The 25729-nt window shown below is 38.4% G+C and carries 17 protein-coding genes, 5 tRNA genes and 3 rRNA genes; 23 read left to right on the forward strand and 2 right to left on the reverse strand.

Features of this window, described 5'->3' with window-relative positions; translation table 11 throughout:
• Window positions 1-10: 10 nt before the first annotated feature.
• The 3 genes from mfd to ACQW5G_RS05875 all read left to right on the forward strand — a co-directional run bounded on the left by mfd (window position 11) and on the right by ACQW5G_RS05875 (window position 4277).
• Entirely contained in the window at window positions 11-3535 is a 3525-nt protein-coding gene (mfd, locus tag ACQW5G_RS05865; protein WP_429971893.1) for a transcription-repair coupling factor, read from the forward strand.
• A 9-nt stretch (window positions 3536-3544) separates the two neighbouring features.
• Complete coding sequence (locus tag ACQW5G_RS05870) at window positions 3545-3832, forward strand: RNA-binding S4 domain-containing protein (RefSeq protein WP_429970531.1); 288 nt, start codon at window positions 3545-3547, stop codon at window positions 3830-3832.
• Window positions 3833-3905: 73 nt separating this feature from the next.
• Window positions 3906-4277, forward strand: a complete 372-nt coding sequence (locus ACQW5G_RS05875; RefSeq protein WP_429970532.1) for an FtsB family cell division protein — start codon at window positions 3906-3908, stop codon at window positions 4275-4277.
• Between the two features lie 64 nt (window positions 4278-4341).
• Here the strand turns inward: ACQW5G_RS05875 and ACQW5G_RS05880 are convergent, their stop codons facing one another.
• Together ACQW5G_RS05880 and ACQW5G_RS05885 are read right to left on the reverse strand one after the other, a co-directional pair.
• The gene (locus ACQW5G_RS05880) at window positions 4342-5211 is read right to left on the reverse strand and encodes an IS3 family transposase (RefSeq protein WP_429970534.1); all 870 of its coding nucleotides are present in this window, start codon (window positions 5209-5211) and stop codon (window positions 4342-4344) included.
• On the reverse strand, window positions 5184-5675 hold the full coding sequence (locus ACQW5G_RS05885; RefSeq protein WP_429970535.1) for a helix-turn-helix domain-containing protein: 492 nt from the start codon (window positions 5673-5675) through the stop codon (window positions 5184-5186). The genes ACQW5G_RS05880 and ACQW5G_RS05885 overlap by 28 nt, the downstream gene beginning before the upstream one ends.
• Window positions 5676-5788: 113 nt before the next feature.
• On the opposite strand from ACQW5G_RS05885, the gene ACQW5G_RS05890 reads away from it, so the two are divergent.
• From ACQW5G_RS05890 to ACQW5G_RS05985, 20 genes are all read left to right on the forward strand, one after another.
• Entirely contained in the window at window positions 5789-6265 is a 477-nt protein-coding gene (locus tag ACQW5G_RS05890) for a S1 domain-containing RNA-binding protein (RefSeq protein WP_429970536.1), read from the forward strand.
• Between the two features lie 52 nt (window positions 6266-6317).
• The gene (gene tilS / locus ACQW5G_RS05895) at window positions 6318-7673 is read left to right on the forward strand and encodes a tRNA lysidine(34) synthetase TilS (RefSeq protein ID WP_429970538.1); all 1356 of its coding nucleotides are present in this window, start codon (window positions 6318-6320) and stop codon (window positions 7671-7673) included.
• Window positions 7674-7684: 11 nt separating this feature from the next.
• Window positions 7685-8227: a hypoxanthine phosphoribosyltransferase gene (hpt, locus tag ACQW5G_RS05900; protein WP_429970539.1), complete on the forward strand. Its 543-nt coding sequence runs from the start codon at window positions 7685-7687 to the stop codon at window positions 8225-8227.
• Window positions 8228-8297: 70 nt separating this feature from the next.
• The gene (gene ftsH / locus ACQW5G_RS05905) at window positions 8298-10355 is read left to right on the forward strand and encodes an ATP-dependent zinc metalloprotease FtsH (RefSeq protein WP_429970540.1); all 2058 of its coding nucleotides are present in this window, start codon (window positions 8298-8300) and stop codon (window positions 10353-10355) included.
• 65 nt (window positions 10356-10420) lie between these two features.
• On the forward strand, window positions 10421-11320 hold the full coding sequence (gene hslO, locus ACQW5G_RS05910) for an Hsp33 family molecular chaperone HslO (RefSeq protein ID WP_429970542.1): 900 nt from the start codon (window positions 10421-10423) through the stop codon (window positions 11318-11320).
• On the forward strand, window positions 11320-12348 hold the full coding sequence (dusB, locus tag ACQW5G_RS05915; protein WP_429970543.1) for a tRNA dihydrouridine synthase DusB: 1029 nt from the start codon (window positions 11320-11322) through the stop codon (window positions 12346-12348). The genes hslO and dusB overlap by 1 nt, the downstream gene beginning before the upstream one ends.
• Before the next feature lie 88 nt (window positions 12349-12436).
• A complete protein-coding gene (gene lysS / locus ACQW5G_RS05920) occupies window positions 12437-13921 on the forward strand; it encodes a lysine--tRNA ligase (protein WP_429971894.1) in 1485 nt (494 codons plus the stop codon).
• Between the two features lie 364 nt (window positions 13922-14285).
• Window positions 14286-15862, forward strand: a 16S ribosomal RNA gene (locus ACQW5G_RS05925).
• Between the two features lie 70 nt (window positions 15863-15932).
• Window positions 15933-16005 (forward strand) — tRNA-Ala (locus tag ACQW5G_RS05930).
• A gap of 172 nt (window positions 16006-16177) precedes the next feature.
• Window positions 16178-19094, forward strand: a 23S ribosomal RNA gene (locus ACQW5G_RS05935).
• 87 nt (window positions 19095-19181) lie between these two features.
• A 5S ribosomal RNA gene (gene rrf / locus ACQW5G_RS05940) occupies window positions 19182-19298 on the forward strand.
• The 16S, 23S and 5S rRNA genes sit together here with 3 tRNA genes alongside, the layout of an rRNA operon.
• Window positions 19299-19308: 10 nt before the next feature.
• A tRNA-Asn gene (locus tag ACQW5G_RS05945) sits at window positions 19309-19381 on the forward strand.
• 60 nt (window positions 19382-19441) lie between these two features.
• Window positions 19442-19514, forward strand: a tRNA-Thr gene (locus ACQW5G_RS05950).
• Between the two features lie 134 nt (window positions 19515-19648).
• Window positions 19649-20035, forward strand: a complete 387-nt coding sequence (locus tag ACQW5G_RS05955) for a MerR family transcriptional regulator (protein WP_429970545.1) — start codon at window positions 19649-19651, stop codon at window positions 20033-20035.
• 15 nt (window positions 20036-20050) lie between these two features.
• On the forward strand, window positions 20051-21397 hold the full coding sequence (gene glnA / locus ACQW5G_RS05960; RefSeq protein ID WP_429970547.1) for a type I glutamate--ammonia ligase: 1347 nt from the start codon (window positions 20051-20053) through the stop codon (window positions 21395-21397).
• Window positions 21398-21530: 133 nt separating this feature from the next.
• Window positions 21531-23009 (forward strand): peptide MFS transporter, encoded by a 1479-nt coding sequence (locus ACQW5G_RS05965; protein WP_429970549.1) that lies wholly within the window; start codon window positions 21531-21533, stop codon window positions 23007-23009.
• 218 nt (window positions 23010-23227) lie between these two features.
• Window positions 23228-23310: transfer RNA gene (locus tag ACQW5G_RS05970), tRNA-Tyr, on the forward strand.
• A gap of 9 nt (window positions 23311-23319) precedes the next feature.
• Window positions 23320-23391: transfer RNA gene (locus tag ACQW5G_RS05975), tRNA-Gln, on the forward strand.
• 60 nt (window positions 23392-23451) lie between these two features.
• Window positions 23452-24153, forward strand: coding sequence for a GntR family transcriptional regulator (locus tag ACQW5G_RS05980; RefSeq protein WP_429970550.1), 702 nt, complete (start codon window positions 23452-23454; stop codon window positions 24151-24153).
• A gap of 104 nt (window positions 24154-24257) precedes the next feature.
• Window positions 24258-25724 (forward strand): nicotinate phosphoribosyltransferase, encoded by a 1467-nt coding sequence (locus tag ACQW5G_RS05985; protein ID WP_429970552.1) that lies wholly within the window; start codon window positions 24258-24260, stop codon window positions 25722-25724.
• Window positions 25725-25729: the final 5 nt, after the last annotated feature.

Below are 25729 nucleotides of genomic sequence, written 5' to 3' on the forward strand. Positions count from 1 at the left end.
GTGTAGATTGATGAGACTAAACCAATTTTTAACAGATGTCCCACAATATCAAACCTTATTAGATAATTTAAAACCAGACACTAAGCAATTAGTAACTGGAACAAGTGGCTCAGCCCAAAAATTAATGTTGAGTGAAGTATTAAATGATACCAAGCAACCAATGATTTTTGTGACTGATACGATGGATCACGCAGATCATGCGATGAAAGAATTTGAAGAAGTTTTACCAGATGATCAAGTTTTTGAATTTCCAGCAGAAGAATTAATTGCAGCAGAGATTGCCACTAGTTCCCCTCAATATCGTTCAGCTCGGGTTCGTGCAATGAATGCGCTTCAAAGTGGTAAACCAGTAGTAGTTGTTGTTTCAACTTCAGGATTAAAACGCTACTTACCAGAACCAGTTGATTTTAAAGCAGGTGAATTAACTGCCAAAATTGGAAGTGAATTTGACTTTGATGCTTTGCAAAAGCAATTAGCTAGTATGGGATATATTCGCAATAACCTAGTATCTGTTCCAGGTGAATTTGCGGTACGTGGTTCAATTGTTGATATTTATCCTTTAAATTCTGAATATCCAGTACGGATGGACTTCTTTGATACTGAAGTAGATTCTATGCGTTATTTTGACGTGGCTACGCAAAGAAGTGTTAAGAATATTGAAGATTTAAAGGTGCTACCGGCCACTGATTTCTTACCATCAGAAGCTGATCGGCAACATGGGATTAAAGAACTAACTAAGCAAATCAAGAACGCTGATAATACTGATTTAATTAAAAATATTGAATTAGTAATTAAAGAGTTAGAAACGCAAGCTACTGATTCTTTATGGATGCAATATTCTGAGTTTATTTTTCGTAAAGAAACTTCAATCTTAGATTATTTAGCACCAAATGGAGTAGTTGTTTTTGATGACTATGCCCGAGTCCGTGATGCAAACAAACAACTCGAAATTGATGAAAATAACTGGAAAGATTCTGTCATGCACAATGATGAAATCTTTGAAAAACAAAAGTTTAGTTTGAACTTTAAAACGGTTATTGATGAAGACCATCATCCTAAGATGCTCCTTTCATTATTCCAAAAGGGATTAGGGCGGATGCGCTTAGATGATATTGTTGATATCAAAGTTCGTCCTATGCAACGTTTCTTTGGTCAAATGCCAATGTTGAAAACCGAAATGGATCGGTATGAGCAAGAAAAAGCCACTGTGATTGTCATGGTTTCTGATACTGAACGAATGCAAAAAGTCACACAAACATTATCTGATTTTGGTATGGAAACGATTCAAACTAACGTTAACGAACTACAAGAACACCGGATTCAAGTAGTAACTGGCGATTTAGATTTAGGGTTTGAATTACCACTGGCTAATTTAGTTGTGATTACCGAAAACGAATTATTCAAACGAGTTACTGAACGGAAGAAACCACGTCGGATTCGTCATCAAACCTTTACTAATGCGGAACGAATCAAAAGTTATACAGACTTAAAACCCGGTGACTACGTTGTGCACGTTAACCACGGGATTGGACGTTATGATGGAATGAAGACCATGGAAGTGGATGGCAAGCATCAAGATTACTTGACCATTACTTTCAAAAATGATGCTCATATTTTCATTCCAGTTACGCAACTAAACTTAATTCAAAAGTACGTTGCCTCAGAAGGCAAACAGCCACGGATGAATAAGTTAGGTGGTAATGAATGGGCAAAGACCAAGAGTAAAGTTTCCAAAAAAGTAGATGATATGGCTGATGAATTGGTCGAATTGTATGCTAAACGGGAACACGAAAGGGGTTTTGCTTTCCCAGCGGATGATGAATATCAAGAAGAATTTGATGATGCGTTTCCTTATACACCAACTCCTGATCAAGTTCGGAGTACGGATGAAATTAAGCATGATATGGAACAATCGCATCCCATGGATCGCCTTTTAGTCGGGGACGTTGGTTATGGTAAGACTGAAGTTGCCATGCGTGCAGCCTTTAAAGCAGTTGAAGGTGGCAAACAAGTTGCATTCTTAGTGCCTACTACTGTGCTTGCGCAACAACATTATGAAAATATGGTTAAGCGATTTGCTAACTTCCCAATCAGCATTGGAGTTTTATCTCGGTTTAACACCGCTAAACAAACGAAAGAAGATTTAGCTGAACTTAAAGATGGTAAGTTGGACATTGTGGTGGGAACTCACCGATTGCTTTCTAAAGATGTAGTCTTTAAAGATTTAGGCCTTTTGATTGTTGATGAGGAACAACGTTTTGGGGTTAAAGCCAAAGAAAAAATTAAGGAATTACGTTCAAATGTGGACGTTTTAACTTTAACAGCGACTCCAATTCCCAGAACGTTGAATATGTCAATGATGGGAGTTCGTGATCTTTCAGTTATTGAAACAGCACCTGCTAACCGTTATCCAATTCAAACATATGTGATGGAACAAAATGATGCTGCAATTGTTGACGGAATTCGTCGTGAAATGCAGCGTGGAGGACAAGTCTTCTATCTCCATAATCGGGTTAAAGATATTGAAGAAGTTGTAGGAAAACTTGAAAAGTTACTTCCAGATGCCAGAGTAGGTTATATCCATGGTCAAATGACGGAAACACAAATGGAACGAATCCTGTATGACTTTGTGAACGGTGAATACGATGTGTTAGTTACCACTACTATCATTGAAACTGGAATTGATATGCCAAATGTAAATACGTTATTTGTTGAAAATGCAGATCATATGGGACTATCACAGTTGTACCAAATTCGTGGTCGAATTGGCCGAAGTAATCGGGTTGGACAAGCTTACTTCATGTATCAACCTAACAAAGTGTTGACTGAAGCTGGTGAAAATCGTCTAGAAGCTATTAAGGACTTTACTGAACTTGGATCTGGATTTAAGATTGCGATGCGAGATCTCTCAATTCGTGGGGCTGGGAATGTCCTTGGTAGCCAACAACATGGATTTATTGATTCCGTTGGTTATGATATGTACACGAAGATGCTTTCTGATGCCGTAGCTGAAAAGCAAGGTAAGAAACGGAAAGTTGATAAGACGGATGCAGCTGTTGAACTTGGTATTGAAGCTTATCTTCCATCTGATTATATTGAAGATCAACAACAAAAAATCGAACTTTACAAACGAATTCGACAAATGGATAGTGTTGATCAATTTACCGAATTACAAAGCGATTTGATTGATCGATTTGGTGAATATCCTGCAGCAGTATCAAACTTGTTGGATGTTGATTTAATTAAGATGTTAGCAGATTATGATTTAATTGATAAAATCCGGAAAGACAAGCAAGAAATCGTGGTAACGTTTAGTTCTCAAGGAACTAAGCTATTTACCAGTAAAGAAATTCTTCAAGCAATTGCGACAACTGAATTCCGTTCAACTGTGAAAGTGATTGACGGACGTTATCAAGTTAAACTAATTGTCCAACCAACTATGGAAGTAATCGATTGGTTAACTTACTTGAAGAAATTTGTGCAAGAGCTTGAAAAGATTAGAACACAACACGATATTAAAAATGAAAAAGAATAGGCGAATTAAATGAGAATTGATAAATTTTTAAAAATTTCTAGAATTATCAAACGTCGTCCAGTAGCTAAGAAAATTACTGATCAAGGACGAGTGTTTGTAAATGGTAGAGAAGCAAAGTCATCTACTAAAGTTGGCGTTGGTGATGAAATTTTAATTAAGTTTGGTAATAAAGAACTTACTGTTAAGGTAGAACAATTACTTCAAACTACAAAAAAAGCGGATTCAGATCAAATGTACACTGTGCTTGATGAAAAATACATTCGTGATTATGATAAAGAAGCCGAAGAGTTATTGTAAATTACAACTTGTTGTTGTATTATGACTAAAGATTAGAATTATTCTTAAAATAAACCGAAAGGGAGTTTAGCAGTTGAAAAGAAGACAAAGCAACGTCGCCCAATTACATGCATCAATTGGTAAAAAAACCAAGAAAAATCGTTTAATGTCGGAACGTCGTAAAAAACGTGCCATGATTATTACCGGTATTATTGCGATGATTACTTTGTTTTTAGGTATTCAACTTTATGCAACTAAATCCCATTTAAATCAGGTTAATGCTCAAATTAGAGAAGAAAAAACTAATCTAAAAAAACAACAATCTAAAGAATCAGAACTAAAAGAAAAAAGTAAGCTTCTTAAAAACGAAGACTACGTTAAAGACTTAGCTCACTCTAAGTATGGTTATTCGCAAAAAGGAGAAACTAATTACCACCTTAATGGCGATAAAAAAACAAATAACTAAAAATGGGAGTTTGACCTGAACCCTTAAAATTGGAGAATGGTTATGCAATTTTCTGGGCGGAATGTCACCGGTATTGAACCGGTGACATTCCGCCCAGTTTTTCTTTAATACGATAATTATTATATTTATGGACGTATTTATTAACAGCTGACTTTAGTTTTGAGTAACTATCATAACTAAAGTTATGAGTTGTTCCAACTTTTAATTGATTGAAAAAACTTTCAATACAAGCATTATCCAAACATGTAGCCTTATGGCTCATGCTTTGAAATACTTTATTATCTTTCAAAATATTTACGAATTTTGCATTTTGATATTGAAATCCTTGATCAGAATGAACTGTCATACGATATTTTAATTCTGGACGAGCTAAAACTAACTCTGCTAAAGGTTTTACAACAAACTCTACAGTTGGATGCAAACTTATACTCCAAGTTATAATTTCGTTATTATACAAATCCATATACGCTGTAAAATAGGCTCGTTCATTCATGGTATTATTACCCCAACGTATTTCAGTAACATCAGTAACTATTTTCTGTAAAGGTCTGTCAGTTTTGAATCGTCTATTAATTCTATTGGGAGATACTTTTCCACGTTTTCCTTTGTATGAATTATATTTTCTAGTTTTTCTTTCATAAGCAGTACACAATAGTCCTTCTGAATTCATTATTCGGAGGACTTTTTTGTGATTTATTTTAAATCCTAAATTGTTTAATTCTAAAGTAATCCTTCTATATCCATAATCAATAAATTCAGACCTAATTCTTTTGATTTCTGCAATGACCCTTTGGTCATTACTAGAATAGTCACGTTTTAATGAATCATGATAACTACTACTAGATATTTCTGCTATGTCTAATAACATGTGTAACGGGTAATTAAAGTCACGCCTTAACTCAGTAATTATTTGTGTTTTTTCTCTGTTTGGCATTTCTTTTGACTTTGAGTTAAGGCTTTTATTTTTCCCATGTATTGAATTTTAGCTTTTAAGTAGGTATTTTCTTGTTCAAGTCTGTTTAATTTTTCCTCTAGTGATTCTTTATTATTATTCATTTTGATTAGTCTTCCTTTAAAGGGTTTTAGACGTCCAATTGATAATAACTTTTCCCACTGAAATATTGTCACAGGATTCCTAATTTTAAAGTAACGTGAAGTATTAGGATATGATTCATTATTTTCAAGACGCCAATTTATAACCTTAATTTTAAATGAATAAGAGTATCGTGTCTTGGTTGAATTATTAATTAATCCACTTTCACCAAATATTTCTAAACGTTTTATCCATTCGTACAGCGTAGCTGTACCCTTAATACCATATTTTCGCATTATAGTATTTGTTGAAACGCCATTATTGTAATCTTTAATAGCAGCTAATTTAATTTCTGATGTAAACAAAAAGAACCTCCTAAATTGGGTTCTCCAATTTAAGGGGTTCAGTTCAGTTCTTCGGAACTTCCTTTTTTAGTTATGTTATAATTAGAAACAATATTATTTAGGAGGAACAGCTTTTGGCTCTCAAAGTTGGTGAAATTGTTACCGGAAAAGTTTCTGGTATAACAGGATTTGGTGCGTTTATTGATCTTGGTGATCATAAAAATGGATTAGTACATATTAGTGAAGTTTCTGATGGATTTATCAAAGACATTCACGATGTTTTAACTGTTGGCGATGAAGTTAAGGTTAAAGTAATGAAAATTGGTGATGATGGCAAAATTGGTTTATCAATTCGTAAGGCAAGTGATAAACCAAAGGCTGAATCTAAACCACATCATTCAGCTCGACCACAACAACACGAGCATCGTCCAAGTTCATCACGTCCTAAATTTAATGATAGACGTGATAACGGACGTTCTAAACATGATAGTAAACCAGAAAAGTTTGATGATTTATTATCAGATTTCTTGAAGAAGTCTGAAAGTCGTTTATCAGATATTAAAAAGAATACTGAAGGTAAACGTGGTGGCCGGGGCGGCCGCCGTAGTTAATTAATTTTGACTGAGCATTTAGGTGCTCAGTTTTTTGTTAGGGGGAATTTTAGTGGATTTACAGACTCAATTTCAAAATGAAGTTAATCGTAATCAATGGTGGGACAATAATCAACCAGTAGTAGTTGCTGTTTCAACCGGTATTGATTCAATGGTTCTATTAAATCTAATGCAACACCTAACTAATAATCATCCCCGAATTATTGTGGCCCATGTGAATCATCAATTACGACAGCAAAGTGAACTAGAAGAACAATTTCTTAGAGATTATTGTGCGCGACATGATTTAGAATTAGTCGTCAAACGCTGGCATCATCCTGAATTAGCTAGTGGAATGGAAGAACAAGCCCGCAAATTTCGTTATGCTTTTTTTCAAGAAGTCATGGAACAACATGAAGCTCATATATTAGTGACCGCTCATCAACAAAATGATCAAGCTGAAACGGTCTTAATGAAGTTAGCCCGCTCTGGAAATCTAAAAGAAGTTACTGGGATAGCTCCAGTGAGGGACTTTCATCATGGTAAATTAGTGCGACCATTATTAGCATTCAGTCGCCACCAAATTGAGCAATATGCTCATGATAATCAAATTAACTGGTTTGAAGATGCCACTAATCATGACGATGCAGTTCAACGAAATCGGATTCGCCACCATGTATTACCTAATTTAGTCCAAGAAAATCCCCAAGCAATCACGCATTTAGCTGATTTTGCCACAGAATTACAACAACAAAATCACCTCGTAGCACAACTCTTACAGCAACATTTACAAGCAACCAAAACATTTCAACAAACCAATTCTGAAGTTGAAATTTCGATTAATGATGTTGAATCGATTTTAGAACCAAGTTTACAATATCTGGTTACTCAATTAAGTCCAATTACACTAACTAAGCAACAAATAACAGAAATTAAACAACTACTCCGAAATCAAAAGAAACCTCAGGGAATAATTAACCTTGGAAAACACTTAGAGTTTGAAAAAACATATCAAACCTTAAAGTTTAAGAAAATCCAAAATCAAAACAAAAGTTTTCGTGAAACGTGCGGATTTATGGTAGTATTAAACCATTGGTATGAGTTGTCAAACGGCAATTCAATTGCTATTTTTAATTCTGAAAACATTCCAGTTGGAAAGTATTTAAGACACAGTGAATTTTGGCTTACGGATCAGCAACTTCCACTACAAGTTCGGCCTAGTCAGAAATCTGATCGCGTTCAACTTAAGGGAGGCGGAAGTAAGTCATTACGGCGGGTGTTAATTGACCATAAAATCCCAAATGACGAACGTTTACAATCTCAGTCATTAGTTACAAAAGACGGAGTGGTGCTTTCTATCTTAGGAATTCAGGAAAGTAGCATTAAACAAACGGAACAAACAAAGTTGTACGTATTATTAGTTAAATAAGGAGAGTTTTGATGAACGACGATATCCAAAAGGTGCTTTATAGTGAAGCAAAAATTCAAGATACTTGTGTTGAATTAGGGAAGCAATTGACTAACGACTATAAAGACAAAACTCCTTTAGTTGTCTGTGTATTAAAAGGTGCCGTTCCATTTATGGCGGATGTCATTAAACGCATGGATATTTACATGGACCTTGATTTTATTGATGTTTCTAGTTATAAGGGGGGTACGGTTTCAACTGGTGAAGTTGAATTAGTTAAAGATCTTGACTCAGACGTTAAAGATCGTGATGTACTATTCATTGATGACATTATTGATACTGGTAGAACACTTGATTATTTAAAGAAGTTACTTAAAAATCGTGGAGCCAAATCAGTTAAAGTATGTACTTTAATGGATAAACCAGAAGCCCGCAAAGTTGATACGGTCAATGCTGATTATGTTGGCTTTGATGTTCCAAACGAATTCTTAGTTGGATATGGTTTGGACTATCAAGGAATGTATCGTAACCTACCTTATGTAGGGGTTTTAAAACCTGAAGTTTACAAGGCTTAATAATCGTTTACAAGCTATAAAAGTGATAATATTTGTTTGTTAATCAATAAAAATATGGAGGACGACGCAAATGAAAAACAATAAAAACGGACTTTTTAAAAGTAGTCTGTTTTATATCATCGTCTTTGTGTTAGCAATGGGAGTAATCCTATTTGCAACTGGTAGTGGAGTTGGTGGCAACTCTTCTCAAACTCAAAAGATTCAATCAAGTCAATTCACTAATGATTTGAAGAATAACAAAATCAAGAGTTTTGCAATTGAATCTAGTGATGGTGTATATAAAGTAACTGGGGAATATCGTACTCCACAAAGTGCTAAATCAAGCGATAACATGTCTTTCAACGTTAGTTCAAAAGGAATTGTAAAAGCTCCTAAACAAACGACAAAGACTAGTAAGTTTACTACGAATGTAGTAAAGACTGATTCAACTATTAAAGAAATTAACTCATTGGCTAAAGCCCATGATGTTAAAAATAACGTCAAAGAAACTCAATCAAATGGTTTCTGGTTAAACTTAATTGTTTCTGTTCTTCCATTAATTATCTTCATTTACTTGTTCTACATGATGATGAAACAAGCCGGTGGTGGTGCTGGTGGTCCCGGCGGAGTTATGAAAGTCGGTAAGAGCCAAGCCAAACCAGCTAAAAGTAAAGTTCGTTTCTCAGATGTTGCTGGTGAAGATGAAGAAAAGCAAGAACTTGTTGAAGTTGTAGAATTCTTAAAAGATCCAAAGAAATTCACCAAACTTGGAGCCGAAATTCCAAAGGGTGTGCTTTTAGAGGGACCTCCTGGTACTGGTAAGACTTTACTTGCTAAAGCCGTTGCTGGTGAAGCTGGAGTTCCATTCTTCTCACTTTCTGGTTCAGACTTCGTTGAAATGTTCGTTGGGGTTGGGGCAAGTCGTGTACGTGATTTATTTGCTCAAGCCAAAAAGAACTCACCTGCTATCATTTTTATTGATGAAATTGATGCCGTAGGTCGTAAACGTGGTGCCGGTATGGGTGGTGGACACGATGAACGTGAACAAACCCTTAACCAATTGTTAGTTGAAATGGATGGTTTCTCTGGAAATGCCGGAGTTATCGTGATTGCTGCTACTAACCGTGCTGATGTGCTTGATCCAGCCTTAACTCGTCCCGGTCGTTTTGATCGTAAGATTTTGGTTGGTCAACCTGACGTTCGTGGTCGTGAAGCAATTCTTAAAGTCCATGCCAAAGACAAACCAATGGGTCCAGATGTTGATTTGAAAGAAATTGCCAAACAAACTCCTGGATTTGTAGGGGCCGACTTGGCTAACTTGCTTAATGAAGCTGCTTTACTTGCAGCCCGTCGTGACGGTAAATTCATTACTGCTGCTGACATGGATGAAGCTGAAGATCGAGTTATTGCAGGACCTGCAAAACGTAATCGTGTTATTAGTCAACACGAACGTGAAGTGGTTGCTAACCATGAAGCTGGTCATACCATTGTTGGATTAGTATTAAATGATGCTCGTGTCGTTCATAAGGTTACGATTGTACCTCGTGGACGTGCCGGCGGATATGCAATTGTGCTTCCTAAAGAAGATCAACAATTACTATCTAAAAAAGATGCACTTGAACAAATTGCCGGTATGATGGGTGGACGTAGTGCTGAAGAAATCGTCTTCCACTCAGAATCTTCTGGTGCTTCCAATGATTTCCAACAAGCAACCCAAATTGCGCGTGCAATGGTTACTCAATACGGAATGTCAGATAAAATAGGAACGGTTGCCTTAGAAAATCCAAGTGCTGACCCATATGCTGCACCTAAGTATTCACAAGTTACTGCTGCTGAAATTGATTCAGAAGTTAAACGATTTACTGATGAAGGCCACAGAAAAGCTCGTGAAATTATCGAAGAACATCGTGAACAACACAAAGTAATTGCTGAAGCATTGCTTAAATATGAAACTCTTGATGAAAAACAAATTTTAAGTTTATTCAAGACTGGCAAGATGCCTGAAGAACAAGACACTAAACCAGTTAATGAAAACGAAACTTTTGCTGAAGCTAAGAAAGTTGCTGAAACTAAAGATCGTTCACAAGAAGAAAAACTTGAAAATAAAATCACCAAAGATGACGATGATCATAAAGATTCACAAGATTAAAAATACTGGAGAAGAACGTGAGCAGAAGTGCTGGCGTTCTTTTCGAATTTAAAGGAGAAAATATAATGAGTGAAAAAGATGTTCTAGTAAAAGCCCTTACTAAAGATCAAAACTTTCGGGTATATGCAATTAACGCTACCGGGGTAGTTGATTATGCACAAAAAAACCATGATTTATGGAGTACTTCTGCCGCTGCTTTGGGGCGGACACTAGTAGCTACTTTATTACTAGCTAACTCAGCCCTCAAAGGGAAAGAAACAATGACAGTGCGTTTAAATGGTCAAGGACCAGTTGGATTTATGGTGATTGATGCTGATGCTAATGGTCACATCAAGGGCTATATTCAAAATCCACATGTTAACTTGCCATTAACTAAGGAAGGTACCATTGACGTAGCTCAAGGAGTTGGGACTAACGGATTCCTTGAAGTCCTTAAGAACCAAGGTGGAACTGAACCTTATACTAGTAGTGTGCCTTTAGCTAGTGGGAAAATTGGTGATGACTTTACTTACTATCTTGCTATGTCAGAACAAATTCCTTCAGTTGTGGGAGTTTCAGTTGATATTAATGGTGAAAATGAAGTGCAAACTGCAGGTGGTTTCTTAATTCAAACGATGCCGGGTGCTGCTGACGATGCCATCACTAAATTAGAAAAGAAATTGAAAGAAATCCCAAGTATTACTACAATGTTAGAAGAAGATGCTAATCCAGAACACATGCTTGATGTGTTATTTGGTAAAGATAACTTGAATATCGTGCAACATCTTCCAGTTGAATTTAAATGTAACTGTTCAAAAGAAAAATTTGCTCATGATATTGCAGGGATTGGACGCAAAGATCTTCAACAATTGATTGATGAAGATCATGGTGCTGAAGTAGTATGTAATTTCTGTGGAAAGAAATACGACTTTTCTGAAGATGAACTAATTAAAATGATGAACGACAAGGAAAAGGAAAAAGATTAATGAGTAAAGATAGATCATGGAAATTAGGAAATGTAGATATTGCTAACCCACTAGTGGTTGCTCCAATGGCTGGTGTGACTAATTCTGCTTTCCGTTTAATTTGTAAAAAATTTGGTGCTGGTCTAGTGGTTTGTGAAATGATTTCTGACCGGGGAATTATGTACAATAACAAAAAGACTTTGGACATGGTGAATGTTGAAGCTGCCGAACATCCAATGAGTATTCAAATTTTTGGTGGTAACAAAGATACTTTAGTTAATGCCGCTAAATTTATTGACCAACAAACCGCTGCTGATGTTATCGATATCAATATGGGTTGCCCAGTTAATAAAGTTATCAAATGTGAAGCTGGTGCTCGTTGGTTATTAAATCCTGATAAAGTTTACGAAATGGTTTCAGCTGTAACTGATGCAGTTGAAAAACCAGTAACGGTTAAGATGAGAACTGGTTGGGATGACGAACATCTCTATGCGGTTAAAAATGCTTTGGCTGCTGAGAAAGCTGGAGCAGCTGCAGTAGCTATGCATGGTCGTACTCGAGAACAAATGTACATGGGTCATTCGAACTGGGAAATTCTTAAAGAAGTTGCTGATGCATTGACGATTCCTTTTATGGGAAATGGAGATGTTACTTCACCAGAAATGGCTAAGCAAATGCTTGATGAAGTTGGAGTTACCGCTGTTATGATGGGTCGTGCCGTTGAAGGTAATCCATGGATTCTGGAACAAACTAACCATTATCTTGAAACTGGTGAATTATTGCCAACCCCAAGTATCGAAGATCAAATGCAAGTAGCGAAAGATCATTTGCATGGTTTAGTAGAACTTAAAGGGGACTATGTTGGTGTTCATCAATTCCGTGGTCAAGCTGCTTATTACCTTAAGGGTTATTCACATTCAGCCCGTGCTAAAGTAGCCATTACTAGTGCCGAAACTGAAGACGAAATGATTCATATTATGGATGATTTTGTTGCTCAAACTGAAGCACGAGATAAAAAACGCGCAGCTAGAGCGCATGAACGTGTTTAATTATGGTAAAATTAATTTAGTTATTTAGTAGTTTGGAGGAATTATTGTGGCTCAAGATCCAAAGCAAAAGAGAAAACAAGAAAGACAAATGAATGACCAAATGCGTGTTCGTCGCGAAAAAATGGATGAATTACGTGAAGAAGGAATCGATCCTTTTGGTCATGAATTTAAACCAACTGCCTTAGCAAAAGATTTAACTGAAGAATATGATAAATATTCAAAAGAAGAATTAGAAGAAAAAGACGTTACTGTAACAATTGCAGGACGAATGGTTGCTAAGCGTGGTAGTGGTAAAGTTGGGTTTGCTGATATTCTAGATCGTTCTGGAAGAATGCAAATTTATATCCGTAAAGATATCGTTGGAGAAGAAAAGTACCATGTCTTCAAACGTTCTGATATTGGTGACTTCTTAGGCTTCACTGGTGAAGTAATTAAGACAGATATGGGTCAATTAACTATTAAAGTTAGTGACGTTACTTTCTTATCAAAATCACTTCGTCCATTGCCTGATAAGTTCCATGGTTTACAAAATAAAGAACAAAAATATCGTCAACGTTACTTAGATTTAATTTCTAACCGTGATAGTTTTGATCGTTTCCAAAAACGTGCCAAAATTATCAGTGCTGTTAGAAACTTCTTAGATAACGAAATGGACTTTACTGAAGTAGAAACTCCAGTATTACATGCTTCTGCTGGTGGTGCTTCTGCTCGTCCGTTCATTACTCATCATAATGCCCTAGATATTCAATTATATCTTCGTATTGCACTTGAACTTCACCTTAAACGTTTAATCGTTGGGGGAATGGGTCGAGTATACGAAATTGGTCGTGTATTTAGAAATGAAGGTATGGATAAAGAACATAACCCTGAATTCACTGAATTAGAAAGTTATGCTGCATACTTTGATTTTAAAGATGTAATGGATGAAACTGAAGGTATCTTCCGTGCTGCTGCTAAGGTTGTTACTGATGATGGTAAGATTACTTATCAAGATCACGAAATTGACTTAGACAAGCCATTTAAACGTATTCACATGGTTGATGCGATTAAAGAAGTTACTGGAGTAGATTTCTGGCCAGAAATGTCTGTTGATGATGCTAGAAAACTTGCGGATGAACATCATGTTCATTACGAACCTTATTGGAAAGTTGGTCATATCATTAATGAATTCTTTGAAGAATTTGTTGAAGATACAATTACAGATCCTACTTTCGTATATGGTCATCCAATCGAAATTTCCCCATTGGCTAAGAAAAATGCTGATGATCCTCGTTTTACTGATCGTTTCGAACTTTACATTCTTGGAAACGAATACGCTAATGCATTCTCTGAATTAAATGATCCTATCGATCAAAGACAACGTTTTGAAGCTCAAGTAGCAGAACGTGATGCAGGTAATGATGAAGCACAAGGGATTGACGAAGATTACATCAAAGCTTTGGAATATGGTATGCCACCTACTGGAGGTTTAGGAATCGGAATTGATCGTTTAGTAATGCTTTTAACTGATGCACCATCTATTCGAGATGTTCTTTTATTCCCAACTATGCGTCCTGAAACTGAAGAAGATTAATAAAATCGATTTGAGAAACACTCATTATTAATGAGTGTTTCTTTTTTTGAAAAAAATAGAAGTTATTTGTAATTTGTATTGACAGTTATCGAATATAAATGTATTATATTAAATGTTCGTTAGGGCAGATAAATTAATTTGCTAATATAATTGTTAGAAAAAACTTTTTTCTTGACAATTTATTACTAACAATGTAATATAGTTCTTGCACTGTAAAAGGTGCTTGAGTAGATCTTTGAAAACTGAACAAGATTTTGATTACAATAAAGTGTAAGGATAATTTCTAAACTTAGTTTAGAAATTAAACAATTGCAATGTCAATTTGCGAAAAAGTAATAAATAAGAGCTAGTAAAGTTCTCATTCTAAAATGAGAGTTTGATCCTGGCTCAGGACGAACGTTGGCGGCGTGCCTAATACATGCAAGTCGAACGAAGTCGCCTAATTGAAATGAGATGCTTGCATCAATTTGATTTTAGATCCGACTGAGTGGCGAACTGGTGAGTAACACGTGGGTAACCTGCCCAGAAGAAGGGGATAACACCTGGAAACAGATGCTAATACCGTATAACAACAAGAACCGCATGGTTCTTGTTTGAAAGCTGGCCTTTGTGCTAGTGCTTCTGGATGGACCCGCGGCGTATTAGCTAGTTGGTGAGATAATAGCTCACCAAGGCGATGATACGTAGCAGACCTGAGAGGGTAATCTGCCACAATGGGACTGAGACACGGCCCATACTCCTACGGGAGGCAGCAGTAGGGAATCTTCCACAATGGACGAAAGTCTGATGGAGCAACGCCGCGTGAGTGAAGAAGGATTTCGGCTCGTAAAACTCTGTTGTTAGAGAAGAACGGCCGTGAGAGTAACTGCTCACGGTGTGACGGTATCTAACCAGAAAGTCACGGCTAACTACGTGCCAGCAGCCGCGGTAATACGTAGGTGGCAAACGTTGTCCGGATTTATTGGGCGTAAAGGGAGCGCAGGCGGTTTATTAAGTCTGATGTGAAAGCCTTCGGCTTAACCGGAGAAGTGCATCGGAAACTGATAAACTTGAGTGCAGAAAAGGATAGTGGAACTTCATGTGTAGCGGTGAAATGCGTAGATATATGAAGGAACACCAGTGGCGAAGGCGGCTATCTGGTCTGTAACTGACGCTGAGGCTCGAAAGCATGGGTAGCAAACAGGATTAGATACCCTGGTAGTCCATGCCGTAAACGATGAATGCTAGGTGTTGGGAGGTTTCCGCCTCTCAGTGCCGCAGCTAACGCATTAAGCATTCCGCCTGGGGAGTACGACCGCAAGGTTGAAACTCAAAGGAATTGACGGGGACCCGCACAAGCGGTGGAGCATGTGGTTTAATTCGATGCTACGCGAAGAACCTTACCAGGACTTGACATCTTCTGCCAATCTAAGAGATTAGACGTTCCCTTCGGGGACAGAATGACAGGTGGTGCATGGTTGTCGTCAGCTCGTGTCGTGAGATGTTGGGTTAAGTCCCGCAACGAGCGCAACCCTTGTCTTTAGTTGCCAGCATTAAGTTGGGCACTCTAGAGAGACTGCCGGTGATAAACCGGAGGAAGGTGGGGACGACGTCAAATCATCATGCCCCTTATGTCCTGGGCTACACACGTGCTACAATGGGCGATACAACGAGTTGCGAAACCGCGAGGTCAAGCTAATCTCTTAAAGTCGTTCTCAGTTCGGATTGCAGTCTGCAACTCGACTGCATGAAGTTGGAATCGCTAGTAATCGTGGATCAGCATGCCACGGTGAATACGTTCCCGGGTCTTGTACACACCGCCCGTCACACCATGAGAGTTTGTAACACCCAAAGTCGGTTGGATAACCTTTTAGGAGTCCGCCGCCTAAGGTGGGACAGATGATTAGGGTGAAGTCGTAACAAGGTAGCCGTAGGAGAACCTGCGGCTGGATCACCTCCTTTCTAAGGAATAATTCGGAACCTTACATTAATCAAAATCTTATTCAGTTTTGAGAGTTTCTACTCTTAATATGGGGAATTAGCTCAGCTGGGAGAGCACCTGCTTTGCAAGCAGGGGGTCAGCGGTTCGATCCCGCTATTCTCCATTGACACGTTAGTGTCATTGATTTTGTTCTTTGAAAACTAGATAATATTATTTTCTGTAATAATTATATTTTTATATAATTGAACCGAGAAATAACCATTGTGTTATTTTTGAGTTTTTTAATTAGTTTTAATCGCTAAAACTCAATATAATTTATAATCCGTAGGATTATAGGTTAAGTTAATAAGGGCGCATGGTGAATGCCTTGGTACTAGGAGCCGATGAAGGACGCAACTAACTGCGATAAGCTTCGGGGAGCTGTACGTAAGCTTTGATCCGGAGATTTCCGAATGAGGAAACTCGACCAGTGTAATGGCTGGTCATTGCATAGTGAATACATAGCTATGCAAAGGCAGACGAGGGGAACTGAAACATCTAAGTACCCTCAGGAATATAAAGAAATTTCGATTCCCTAAGTAGCGGCGAGCGAACGGGGAATAGCCCAAACCGAACCCTTGTGGTTCGGGGTTGTAGGACTGAACATTTGAGTTACAAAAGTATTTGATAGTTGAATTAGCTGGGAAGCTAAGCCAAAGAGAGTGATAGCCTCGTAAGCGAAATCAAATACCCTCAGTTCAGGATCCTGAGTACGGCGACACACGTGAAACGTCGTCGGAATCTGGGATGACCATCTCCCAAGGCTAAATACTACCTAGTGACCGATAGTGAACCAGTACCGTGAGGGAAAGGTGAAAAGCACCCCGGAAGGGGAGTGAAATAGTTCCTGCAACCATGTGCCTACAAGCAGTCAGAGTCCGTTAATGGATGATGGCGTGCCTTTTGTAGAATGAACCGGCGAGTTACAGTTGCATGCAAGGTTAAGCCGAAAAAGCGGAGCCGTAGCGAAAGCGAGTCTTAATAGGGCGTATTAGTATGTTGCCGTAGACCCGAAACCAGGTGATCTACCCATGTCCAGGATGAAAGTGCGGTAATACGCACCGGAGGTCCGAACCCGTGTACGTTGAAAAGTGCTGGGATGAGGTGTGGGTAGCGGTGAAATTCCAAACGAACTTGGAGATAGCTGGTTCTCTCCGAAATAGCTTTAGGGCTAGCCTCGGAATAAGAATCATGGAGGTAGAGCCACTGTTTGAGCAAGGGGTCCATCTAGGATTACTAAGTTCAGATAAACTCCGAATACCATTGATTTATGTCCGGGAGTCAGACTATGAGTGATAAGATCCATAGTCGAAAGGGGAACAGCCCAGACCGCCAGTTAAGGTCCCTAAATATATGCTAAGTGGAAAAGGAAGTGGAGTTGCATAGACAACTAGGATGTTGGCTCAGAAGCAGCCACCATTTAAAGAGTGCGTAATAGCTCACTAGTCGAGTGATTCTGCGCCGAAAATTTACCGGGGCTAAGCATATTACCGAGACTGCGGACGCAACTATGTTGCGTGATAGGAGAGCGTTCTAAGGGCAATGAAGGTAGACCGTAAGGACTGCTGGAGCGCTTAGAAGTGAGAATGCCGGTATGAGTAGCGAAAGATCAGTGAGAATCTGATCCACCGTATGACTAAGGTTTCCTGGGGAAGGCTCGTTCCACCCAGGGTTAGTCGGGACCTAAGCCGAGGCTGAGAAGCGTAGGCGATGGATAACAGGTTGAGATTCCTGTACTAGTTAATTATGTTTGAACAACGGAGGGACGCAGTAGGCTAAGATATGCGCACTGTTGGATATGTGCGTTTAAATTGTAAGTCAGTTTGAGAGTCAAATGCTTTCAAGCGTGTTGACAAGCAATGATGAGGATCGAAATTTAAGTAGAGAAGTATCTGACGTCACACTGCCGAGAAAAGCTTCTAGTTAGTAATTAATTACCCGTACCGCAAACCGACACAGGTAGTCGAGGAGAGTATCCTCAGGTGAGCGAGAGAACTATCGTTAAGGAACTCGGCAAAATGACCCCGTAACTTCGGAAGAAGGGGTGCTGACCGCAAGGTCAGCCGCAGTGAAAAGACTCAAACGACTGTTTATCAAAAACACAGGTTTATGCAAAATCGTAAGATGAAGTATATGGGCTGACGCCTGCCCGGTGCTGGAAGGTTAAGTGGAAGTGTTAGCTTCGGCGAAGCACCGAAATGAAGCCCCAGTAAACGGCGGCCGTAACTATAACGGTCCTAAGGTAGCGAAATTCCTTGTCGGGTAAGTTCCGACCCGCACGAAAGGCGTAACGATTTGAGTACTGTCTCAACGATAGACTCGGTGAAATTAAGATACCTGTGAAGAAGCAGGTTACCCGCGACAGGACGGAAAGACCCCATGGAGCTTTACTGTAGCTTGATATTGGGTGTTTACATAACTTGTACAGGATAGGTAGGAGCCATAGAAGCCGGGACGCTAGTCTCGGTGGAGGCGTTAGTGGGATACTACCCTTGTTATGTGAACACTCTAACCCTGCGCACTGATCGTGCGCGGAGACAGTGTCTGGTTGGCAGTTTGACTGGGGCGGTCGCCTCCTAAATAGTAACGGAGGCGCTCAAAGGTTTGCTTAGAATGGTTGGAAATCATTCCTAAAGTGTAAAGGCAAAAGCAAGCTTGACTGCGAGACATACAGGTCGAGCAGGGACGAAAGTCGGACTTAGTGATCCGGTGGTACCGTATGGAAGGGCCATCGCTCAACGGATAAAAGCTACCCTGGGGATAACAGGCTTATCTCCCCCAAGAGTTCACATCGACGGGGAGGTTTGGCACCTCGATGTCGGCTCATCGCATCCTGGGGCTGTAGTTGGTCCCAAGGGTTGGGCTGTTCGCCCATTAAAGCGGTACGCGAGCTGGGTTCAGAACGTCGTGAGACAGTTCGGTCCCTATCCGTCGCGGGCGCAGGAAATTTGAGAGGAGCTGTCCCTAGTACGAGAGGACCGGGATGGACATACCGCTGGTGTATCAGTTGCGCCGCCAGGCGCATTGCTGAGTAGCTATGTATGGATGAGATAAACGCTGAAAGCATCTAAGTGTGAAACTCGCCTCAAGATGAGATTTCCCATTCCTTTATGGAAGTAAGACCCCTGAAAGATGATCAGGTAGATAGGTTAGAAGTGGAAGCGTAGTGATACGTGAAGCGGACTAATACTAATCGGTCGAGGACTTAACCAAGTATTTATATTATAGATACAATGGAAAATATCGGAAGAAAATAATATTGTCTAGTTTTGAGAGAACGAAGTTCTTTCAGAAAAATAGTGTGGTGGCGATAGCCTGAAGGATACACCTGTTCCCATGCCGAACACAGAAGTTAAGCTTCAGCACGCCAAAAGTAGTTGGGGGATCGCCCCCTGTGAGGATAGGACGTTGCCACGCGATTTATTATTCCGACATAGCTCAGTTGGTAGAGCACCTGACTGTTAATCAGGTTGTCGACGGTTCGAGCCCGCCTGTCGGAGTTATGAATAAAAGCGTTAGCTGCTTAGTTAGCGCTTTTAATTTATAAAGAATTATTTTTTGCTGATTTAGCTTAGTTGGTAGAGCATCGGCATCGTAAACCGAAGGTCGGAGGTTCGACTCCTCTAATCAGCATTAAATTATTAATAGAATCACATCAATATGATGTGATTCTATTTTTTTATATACTTATGTTACAAAACGTGACATGACTCGTTGACCATTTATTGAAAACCAATTATCATTACAATCAATGAGGAGCTATTAATATGAGTGAAAAAGAATTAAGACGCTCAATGGCAGTTCTGCCGATGGGTACAGTAATGAAATTAACATCACTGACAGCACGTCAGATTAGATACTACGATGATTGTGGTTTAGTTACGTCTAAACGAACTGAAAGTAATCGTCGACTCTATTCATTAAACAATATTGATCGAATTCTAGAAGTAAAAGATTACCTAGATGAAGGAATGAATATTGAACAAGTGAAGAGGGTTTATGAAAAACAACGTCGTAGACTTGAAAACAAACAATCTAGTCATAAACGTAGTGTTAGTGATGAACGAGTTCGTGAGTACCTTCGTGATGATATCATGAGAACCGGTGGCTTCTATGTTGATAACAATCCTCAATTTAAACAAGGTCATTTATAAAAGGGAGAAAAAGTAATGGAAAAGACAGCAAAATACACAGCTGAAGATATTAAGAAAATGGTTAAAGATGAAGACGTACGTTTTCTCCGTTTAATGTTTACTGATTTACTTGGTACAGTTAAAAATGTTGAGGTTCCAATTAGTCAACTTGATCAATTATTAGCTGGAAAGTTAATGTTTGATGGTTCTTCAATTGATGGTTTTGTGCGAATTGAAGAAAGTGATATGTACCTTGTTCCAGATCTTGATACATGGATGGTATTCCCATGGGGAGACGAACATGGGAAGGTTGCACGTATCACTTGTGCAGTTTATACTGCTGATCACGAAAAATTTGAAGGGGACCCACGTAATAACTTAATGCGTGTCCTTGAAGAAATGAAAGAATTAGGTTTCAGTGATTTTAACATTGGACCTGAACCAGAATTCTTCTTATTCGAATTAGACGAAAATGGTCGTCCAACTCAAAAATTAAACGATAAGGGTAGTTACTTTGATTTAGCACCAATGGACTTAGCTGCAAATGTTCGTCGTGATATGGTTCTTGAACTTGAAAAGATGAACTTCAAAGTTGAAGCATCTCACCACGAAGTTGCACCTGGTCAACACGAAATTGATTTTGAATACGACAACGCTGTTGCAGCTGCTGATCACATTCAAACATTTAAGATGGTAGTTAAAACTGTTGCCCGTCGTTACGGACTATACGCAACATTCATGCCAAAACCATTGAACGGTGTAAATGGTTCAGGTATGCACATGAACATGTCATTATTTGATAAAGACGGAAACAACGCTTTCTTCGATAAAGATGGTGAAGGTCAATTATCACAAACCGCATACTACTTCTTAGGTGGTTTGTTGAAACATGCCAAAGCTCTTACTGCCGTATGTAACCCAACTGTTAACTCATACAAACGTTTAGTTCCTGGATTTGAAGCCCCTGTATACATTGCCTGGTCAGGCGCAAACCGTTCACCAATGGTTCGTGTGCCAATCGCTCGTGGTAAAGGAACTCGTCTTGAATTACGTTCAGTTGATCCTTCAGCTAACCCATACTTAGCAATTGCTGCTATCTTGAAAGCTGGTCTTGACGGTATCAAGAACAAGATTGAACCAGAAGAACCAGTTGACCGTAACATTTACTCAATGGACGGACAAGAACTTAAATTAGATCACATCGAAAAATTACCTACATCACTACACAATGCTTTAGTAGATTACGCTAAAGATCCATTGATGGAAGATGCCTTAGGTGCTCACATTTACCAAAACTTCTTAGATGCTAAGAACATGGAATGGAGTGCATACAGTCAAAACGTTTCTCAATGGGAACGTGATCGTTACCTAGATATGCTTTAAGATATAATCATATTTAAACAAAAACGGCTGATTAAAATTTCAGTCGTTTTTTGTTTGGTTTGTGTACAAATGTTCATCTTGAATGAACAGGATATAAAGAGTATACTTACTTTATATTATTAGATTAGGAGAAATGATTTTGAAAAATAAAAAAGACATGGACCACGCGTTTTTTGGTCAACCAAAAGGATTAGCTGCCTTAGTTGGAACTGAATTCTGGGAAAGATTTAGTTACTACGGTATGCGTGCTATTCTTCTTTACTACATTGTTGCTACAGTAGCTAAGGGTGGTTTGGGATTATCGCAAACTACTGGATTATCTATTATGGCAATTTATGGTTCATTAGTTTATCTTGCATCAGTTGTTGGGGGATACATTAGTGATCGAATTTTAGGAAGTCGTCGAACAGTGCTTTATGGTGGGATTTTGATTATGTTTGGTCATATCGCCTTATCTCTTCCAGCTGGAATTGTAGGACTATTTGCTTCCATTGCCTTTATTACTTTAGGTACCGGTTTATTGAAACCTAATATTTCTGACATGGTTGGTAAACTTTACAAACCTGAAGATTTACGTCGTGAAAGTGCTTTTACGATTTTCGTTTTTGGAATTAACTTTGGAGCCTTTATCTCACCACTAGTTTGTGGATGGATTTCTACTTCATATAACTACCATTTAGGTTTTTCACTTGCTGCCTTTGGTATGTTCTTCGGTCTCTTGTTCTACTACTTTGGTGGTAACAAGACGCTTGGTGATGATGGTGACAAGCCTTCAGATCCATTACTTGCAGGGGAAGGTAAGAAAGCTTTAATCAGAATTGTTGCTGGATTAATTGTTTTTGCTATTATTGTTGCTATTATGGCAGCTATGGGAGCACTTACCATTGATAACTTTGTTTCATTATTAAGTATCATTGCAATTATCACACCGATTATTTATTTTGTAATTATGTTGACTAGTAAAAAAGTTACTAAAGAAGAACATAAAAAGGTTCTTGCATATATTCCATTGTTTATCGGTGCTATGATTTTCTGGGGAATTGAAGAATCAGGTTCAAGTATTTTAGCATCATTTGCTGCCGAACAAACTAACAATAATTTAGGTTGGTTACACATTGATCCTAGTTGGTATCAATCATTGAACCCATTGTTCATTATGTTATACACACCATTATTTGTGCTTTTATGGAGCAAACTTGGTAAGAGACAACCAAGAACGCCTAAGAAATTTGCTTATGGTTTATTCTTTGCGGGTCTATCATTTTTACTTATGGTAATTCCACTAGTATTATTTGGTACATCTGCATTAGTTAACCCACTTTGGTTAGTAGGTAGTTGGGCTATTATTGAAATTGGGGAAATGCTTATCTCACCAATTGGGTTGTCAGTAACTACTCAATTAGCACCCAAAGCTTTTGGTGCTCAAATGTTGAGTATGTGGTTCCTATCAAACGCAGCTGGTCAAGCTGTTAACTCACAAATTGCCCGTTTCTATACTAAAGGAAACGAAATCCAATACTTCGGAACAATTGGGTTAGTTGCCATTGTTGCAAGTATTGCATTACTTTTCTGCGTAAAACCAATCTTAAAATTGATGGATAATGTGGAATAATTAAAAATTTAAAATGAAAAAGTCTAAATTCTAACTGAATTTAGGCTTTTTTTATGCATTTTTAGTCGCTGAAAGTCCCTAAAACAGAGGATAACAGCTGTTTTTGAAAAAAATTCAACTTTTTTTGATTTTTTTGCGATATTTTGTTGACAAGAACCTTGTTATCCATTAATATTATATATGTTGATTGGGTGACCTAATCAACCGGGTAACAAGTCGGAGGGGTAGCGAAGTCTGGCTAAACGCGGCGGACTGTAAATCCGCTCCTTCGGGTTCGGTGGTTCGAATCCACTCCCCTCCATTTTATTTTTGGGCTATGGCCAAGCGGTAAGGCACAAGGTTTTGATCCTTGTATGCGCTGGTTCGATCCCAGCTAGCCCAATAGCTAATCGACTGACAGTTTGTCAGTCGATTTTTTTTATATTCTTTTTAGGAGAAAACTATGAGTTTACCTGTATATATTCAGATTCATAATGATATCAAACAAAAGATTGAGCGAGGAATATGGAAGGTTGGGGAACGAATTCCATCCGAACGAAAACTAGCAGAAGATTATCATGTTAGTCGGATGACTTTACGCCAAGCTATCCAAACTTTAATAGATGAAGGCTTACTTCGTCGGGCAGTTGGTTCAGGAACTTTTGTTACCAGTCAACGAGTTCAAGAACATATGTCTGGAATTTCTAGTTTTACTGAAACCATGGAATCAGAAGGTAAGGTGCCAAGTAGTAAAACACTTTCATATAAGATTATCGAACCTACTTTTAAAGAAGCTCAGGCTTTAGATTTAAAGAATAATGAACGAGTTCTACGGATGGAACGTCTTCGGTTTGGTGATGGTGAACCAATCTGTTTAGAGACTACGACAGTTAGTGCTGAGCTAATTAAAGGCATGAGTCAAGCTGATGTTACTGATTCCTTTTATCGTTCCTTAGAAGACGAGAAGGGCCTAATTCCAGCAAATGCGCAACAATATATCTCTGCTATTCTAGCGAGTTCAAGAGTGGCTGAAATGTTGGAAATCAAACCCGGTGATCCCATCTTGAAATTGAAACAAATTTCCTACTTTAACAACCAAAAACCATTTGAATTTGTAGAAACCCAATACGTTGCCCAACGGTTTGAATTCTATTTAAACAAATAACGCAGAAATTAGTTAAAATAATTCCTGCGTTTTTTATTTTGCTACTATTAATGGTAAAATGAATTCATAATTTAAACACTTTATTTTATTCTGGAGGAATAAAAATGTCGACCTTAGATGTTGCCGCAAACCTTACGCTACATACTGATGATTATGAAATCAATATGATGGCTACATATTTTGCTAAAAAAATGCAAAACCGACACGCTGTTTTTGAAGTATATTTCCGTGATATGCCATTTGGCAACGGATATGCAGTGTTTGCCGGACTTGAACATGTAATTGATTACATTCAAAATTTGCACTTTACTGAATCAGATATTAATTATCTTAAACAAGAAAGTGACTATTCTGAAGAATTTTTACAATACTTACGCGACTTTAAATTTGAAGGAACAATTCGCTCTGCACGTGAAGGAGATTTAGTTTTTAATAATGAACCAATCATGCAAGTTGAAGGAACAATTGCAGAATGCCAGTTAGTTGAAACTGCCATCCTCAATATTGTTAATTATCAGACTTTAATTGCAACCAAAGCTGCAAGAATTCGGAGTGTGGCTGGCAGTGATCCATTACTTGAATTTGGTTCACGTCGTGCTCAAGAAGTTTCAGCTGCTTTGTGGGGAACTCGTGCAGCTTATATTGGTGGATTTGATGCCACTTCGAATGTATTAGCTGGTAAGAAATTTGGGATTCCTATTTCTGGAACTCATGCACATTCATTGGTAGAGGCTTTCGGTAATGATTATGATGCTTTCAAAGCCTACGCTACTACGCATAAGGATTGTGTCTTCTTAGTTGATACATTTGATACTTTGAAGAGTGGTGTGCCCGAAGCAATCCGCGTCGCTGATGAGATGGGCGATAAAATCAACTTTAATGGTGTCAGAATTGATTCGGGTGATATGGCATACATGTCTAAAAAAGTTCGTGAAATGCTCGATAAAGCCGGATATACGGATGCTAAAATCTATGCTTCAAATGACTTAGATGAATACACTATTAGTAGTTTGAAGATGCAACATGCTAAGATTGACGTCTGGGGTGTAGGGACAAAAGTGATTACAGCTTTTGACCAACCAGCTTTAGGTGCAGTTTATAAACTAGTTTCAGTAGAAGATAAAGACGGTAAAATGGTTGATACCATTAAACTTTCTAACAATGCTGAAAAAGTTTCTACTCCTGGAAAGAAACAAGTATGGCGGATTACTGAAAAGCAAGATGGAAAATCAGAAGGTGACTATGTAACTTTAGCATCAGAAGATCCTCGTGTGGAAGATTCACTTTACATGTTCCATCCGCAATATACTTATATCAATAAAACCATCACGAACTTCAATGCGGAACCATTACTAAAAGATGTTTTTGTGAATGGTAAATTAACGTACAAACTTCCTACCTTACAAGAAACAAAACAACATGCTAACACAGTACGGGACTTACTTTGGCCTGAATATAAACGGATGCTCAATCCAGAAAAATATCCAGTGGACCTCTCGCAAGAAGCTTATGACAATAAGATGAAATTGATTAAACAAATCCGCAATGGCGGACAAAAACGATTACAATAGGTGAT

It is taken from the genome of Fructilactobacillus sp. Tb1 (assembly GCF_050500285.1).
In the GTDB taxonomy this organism is placed as follows: Bacteria; Bacillota; Bacilli; order Lactobacillales; family Lactobacillaceae; genus Fructilactobacillus.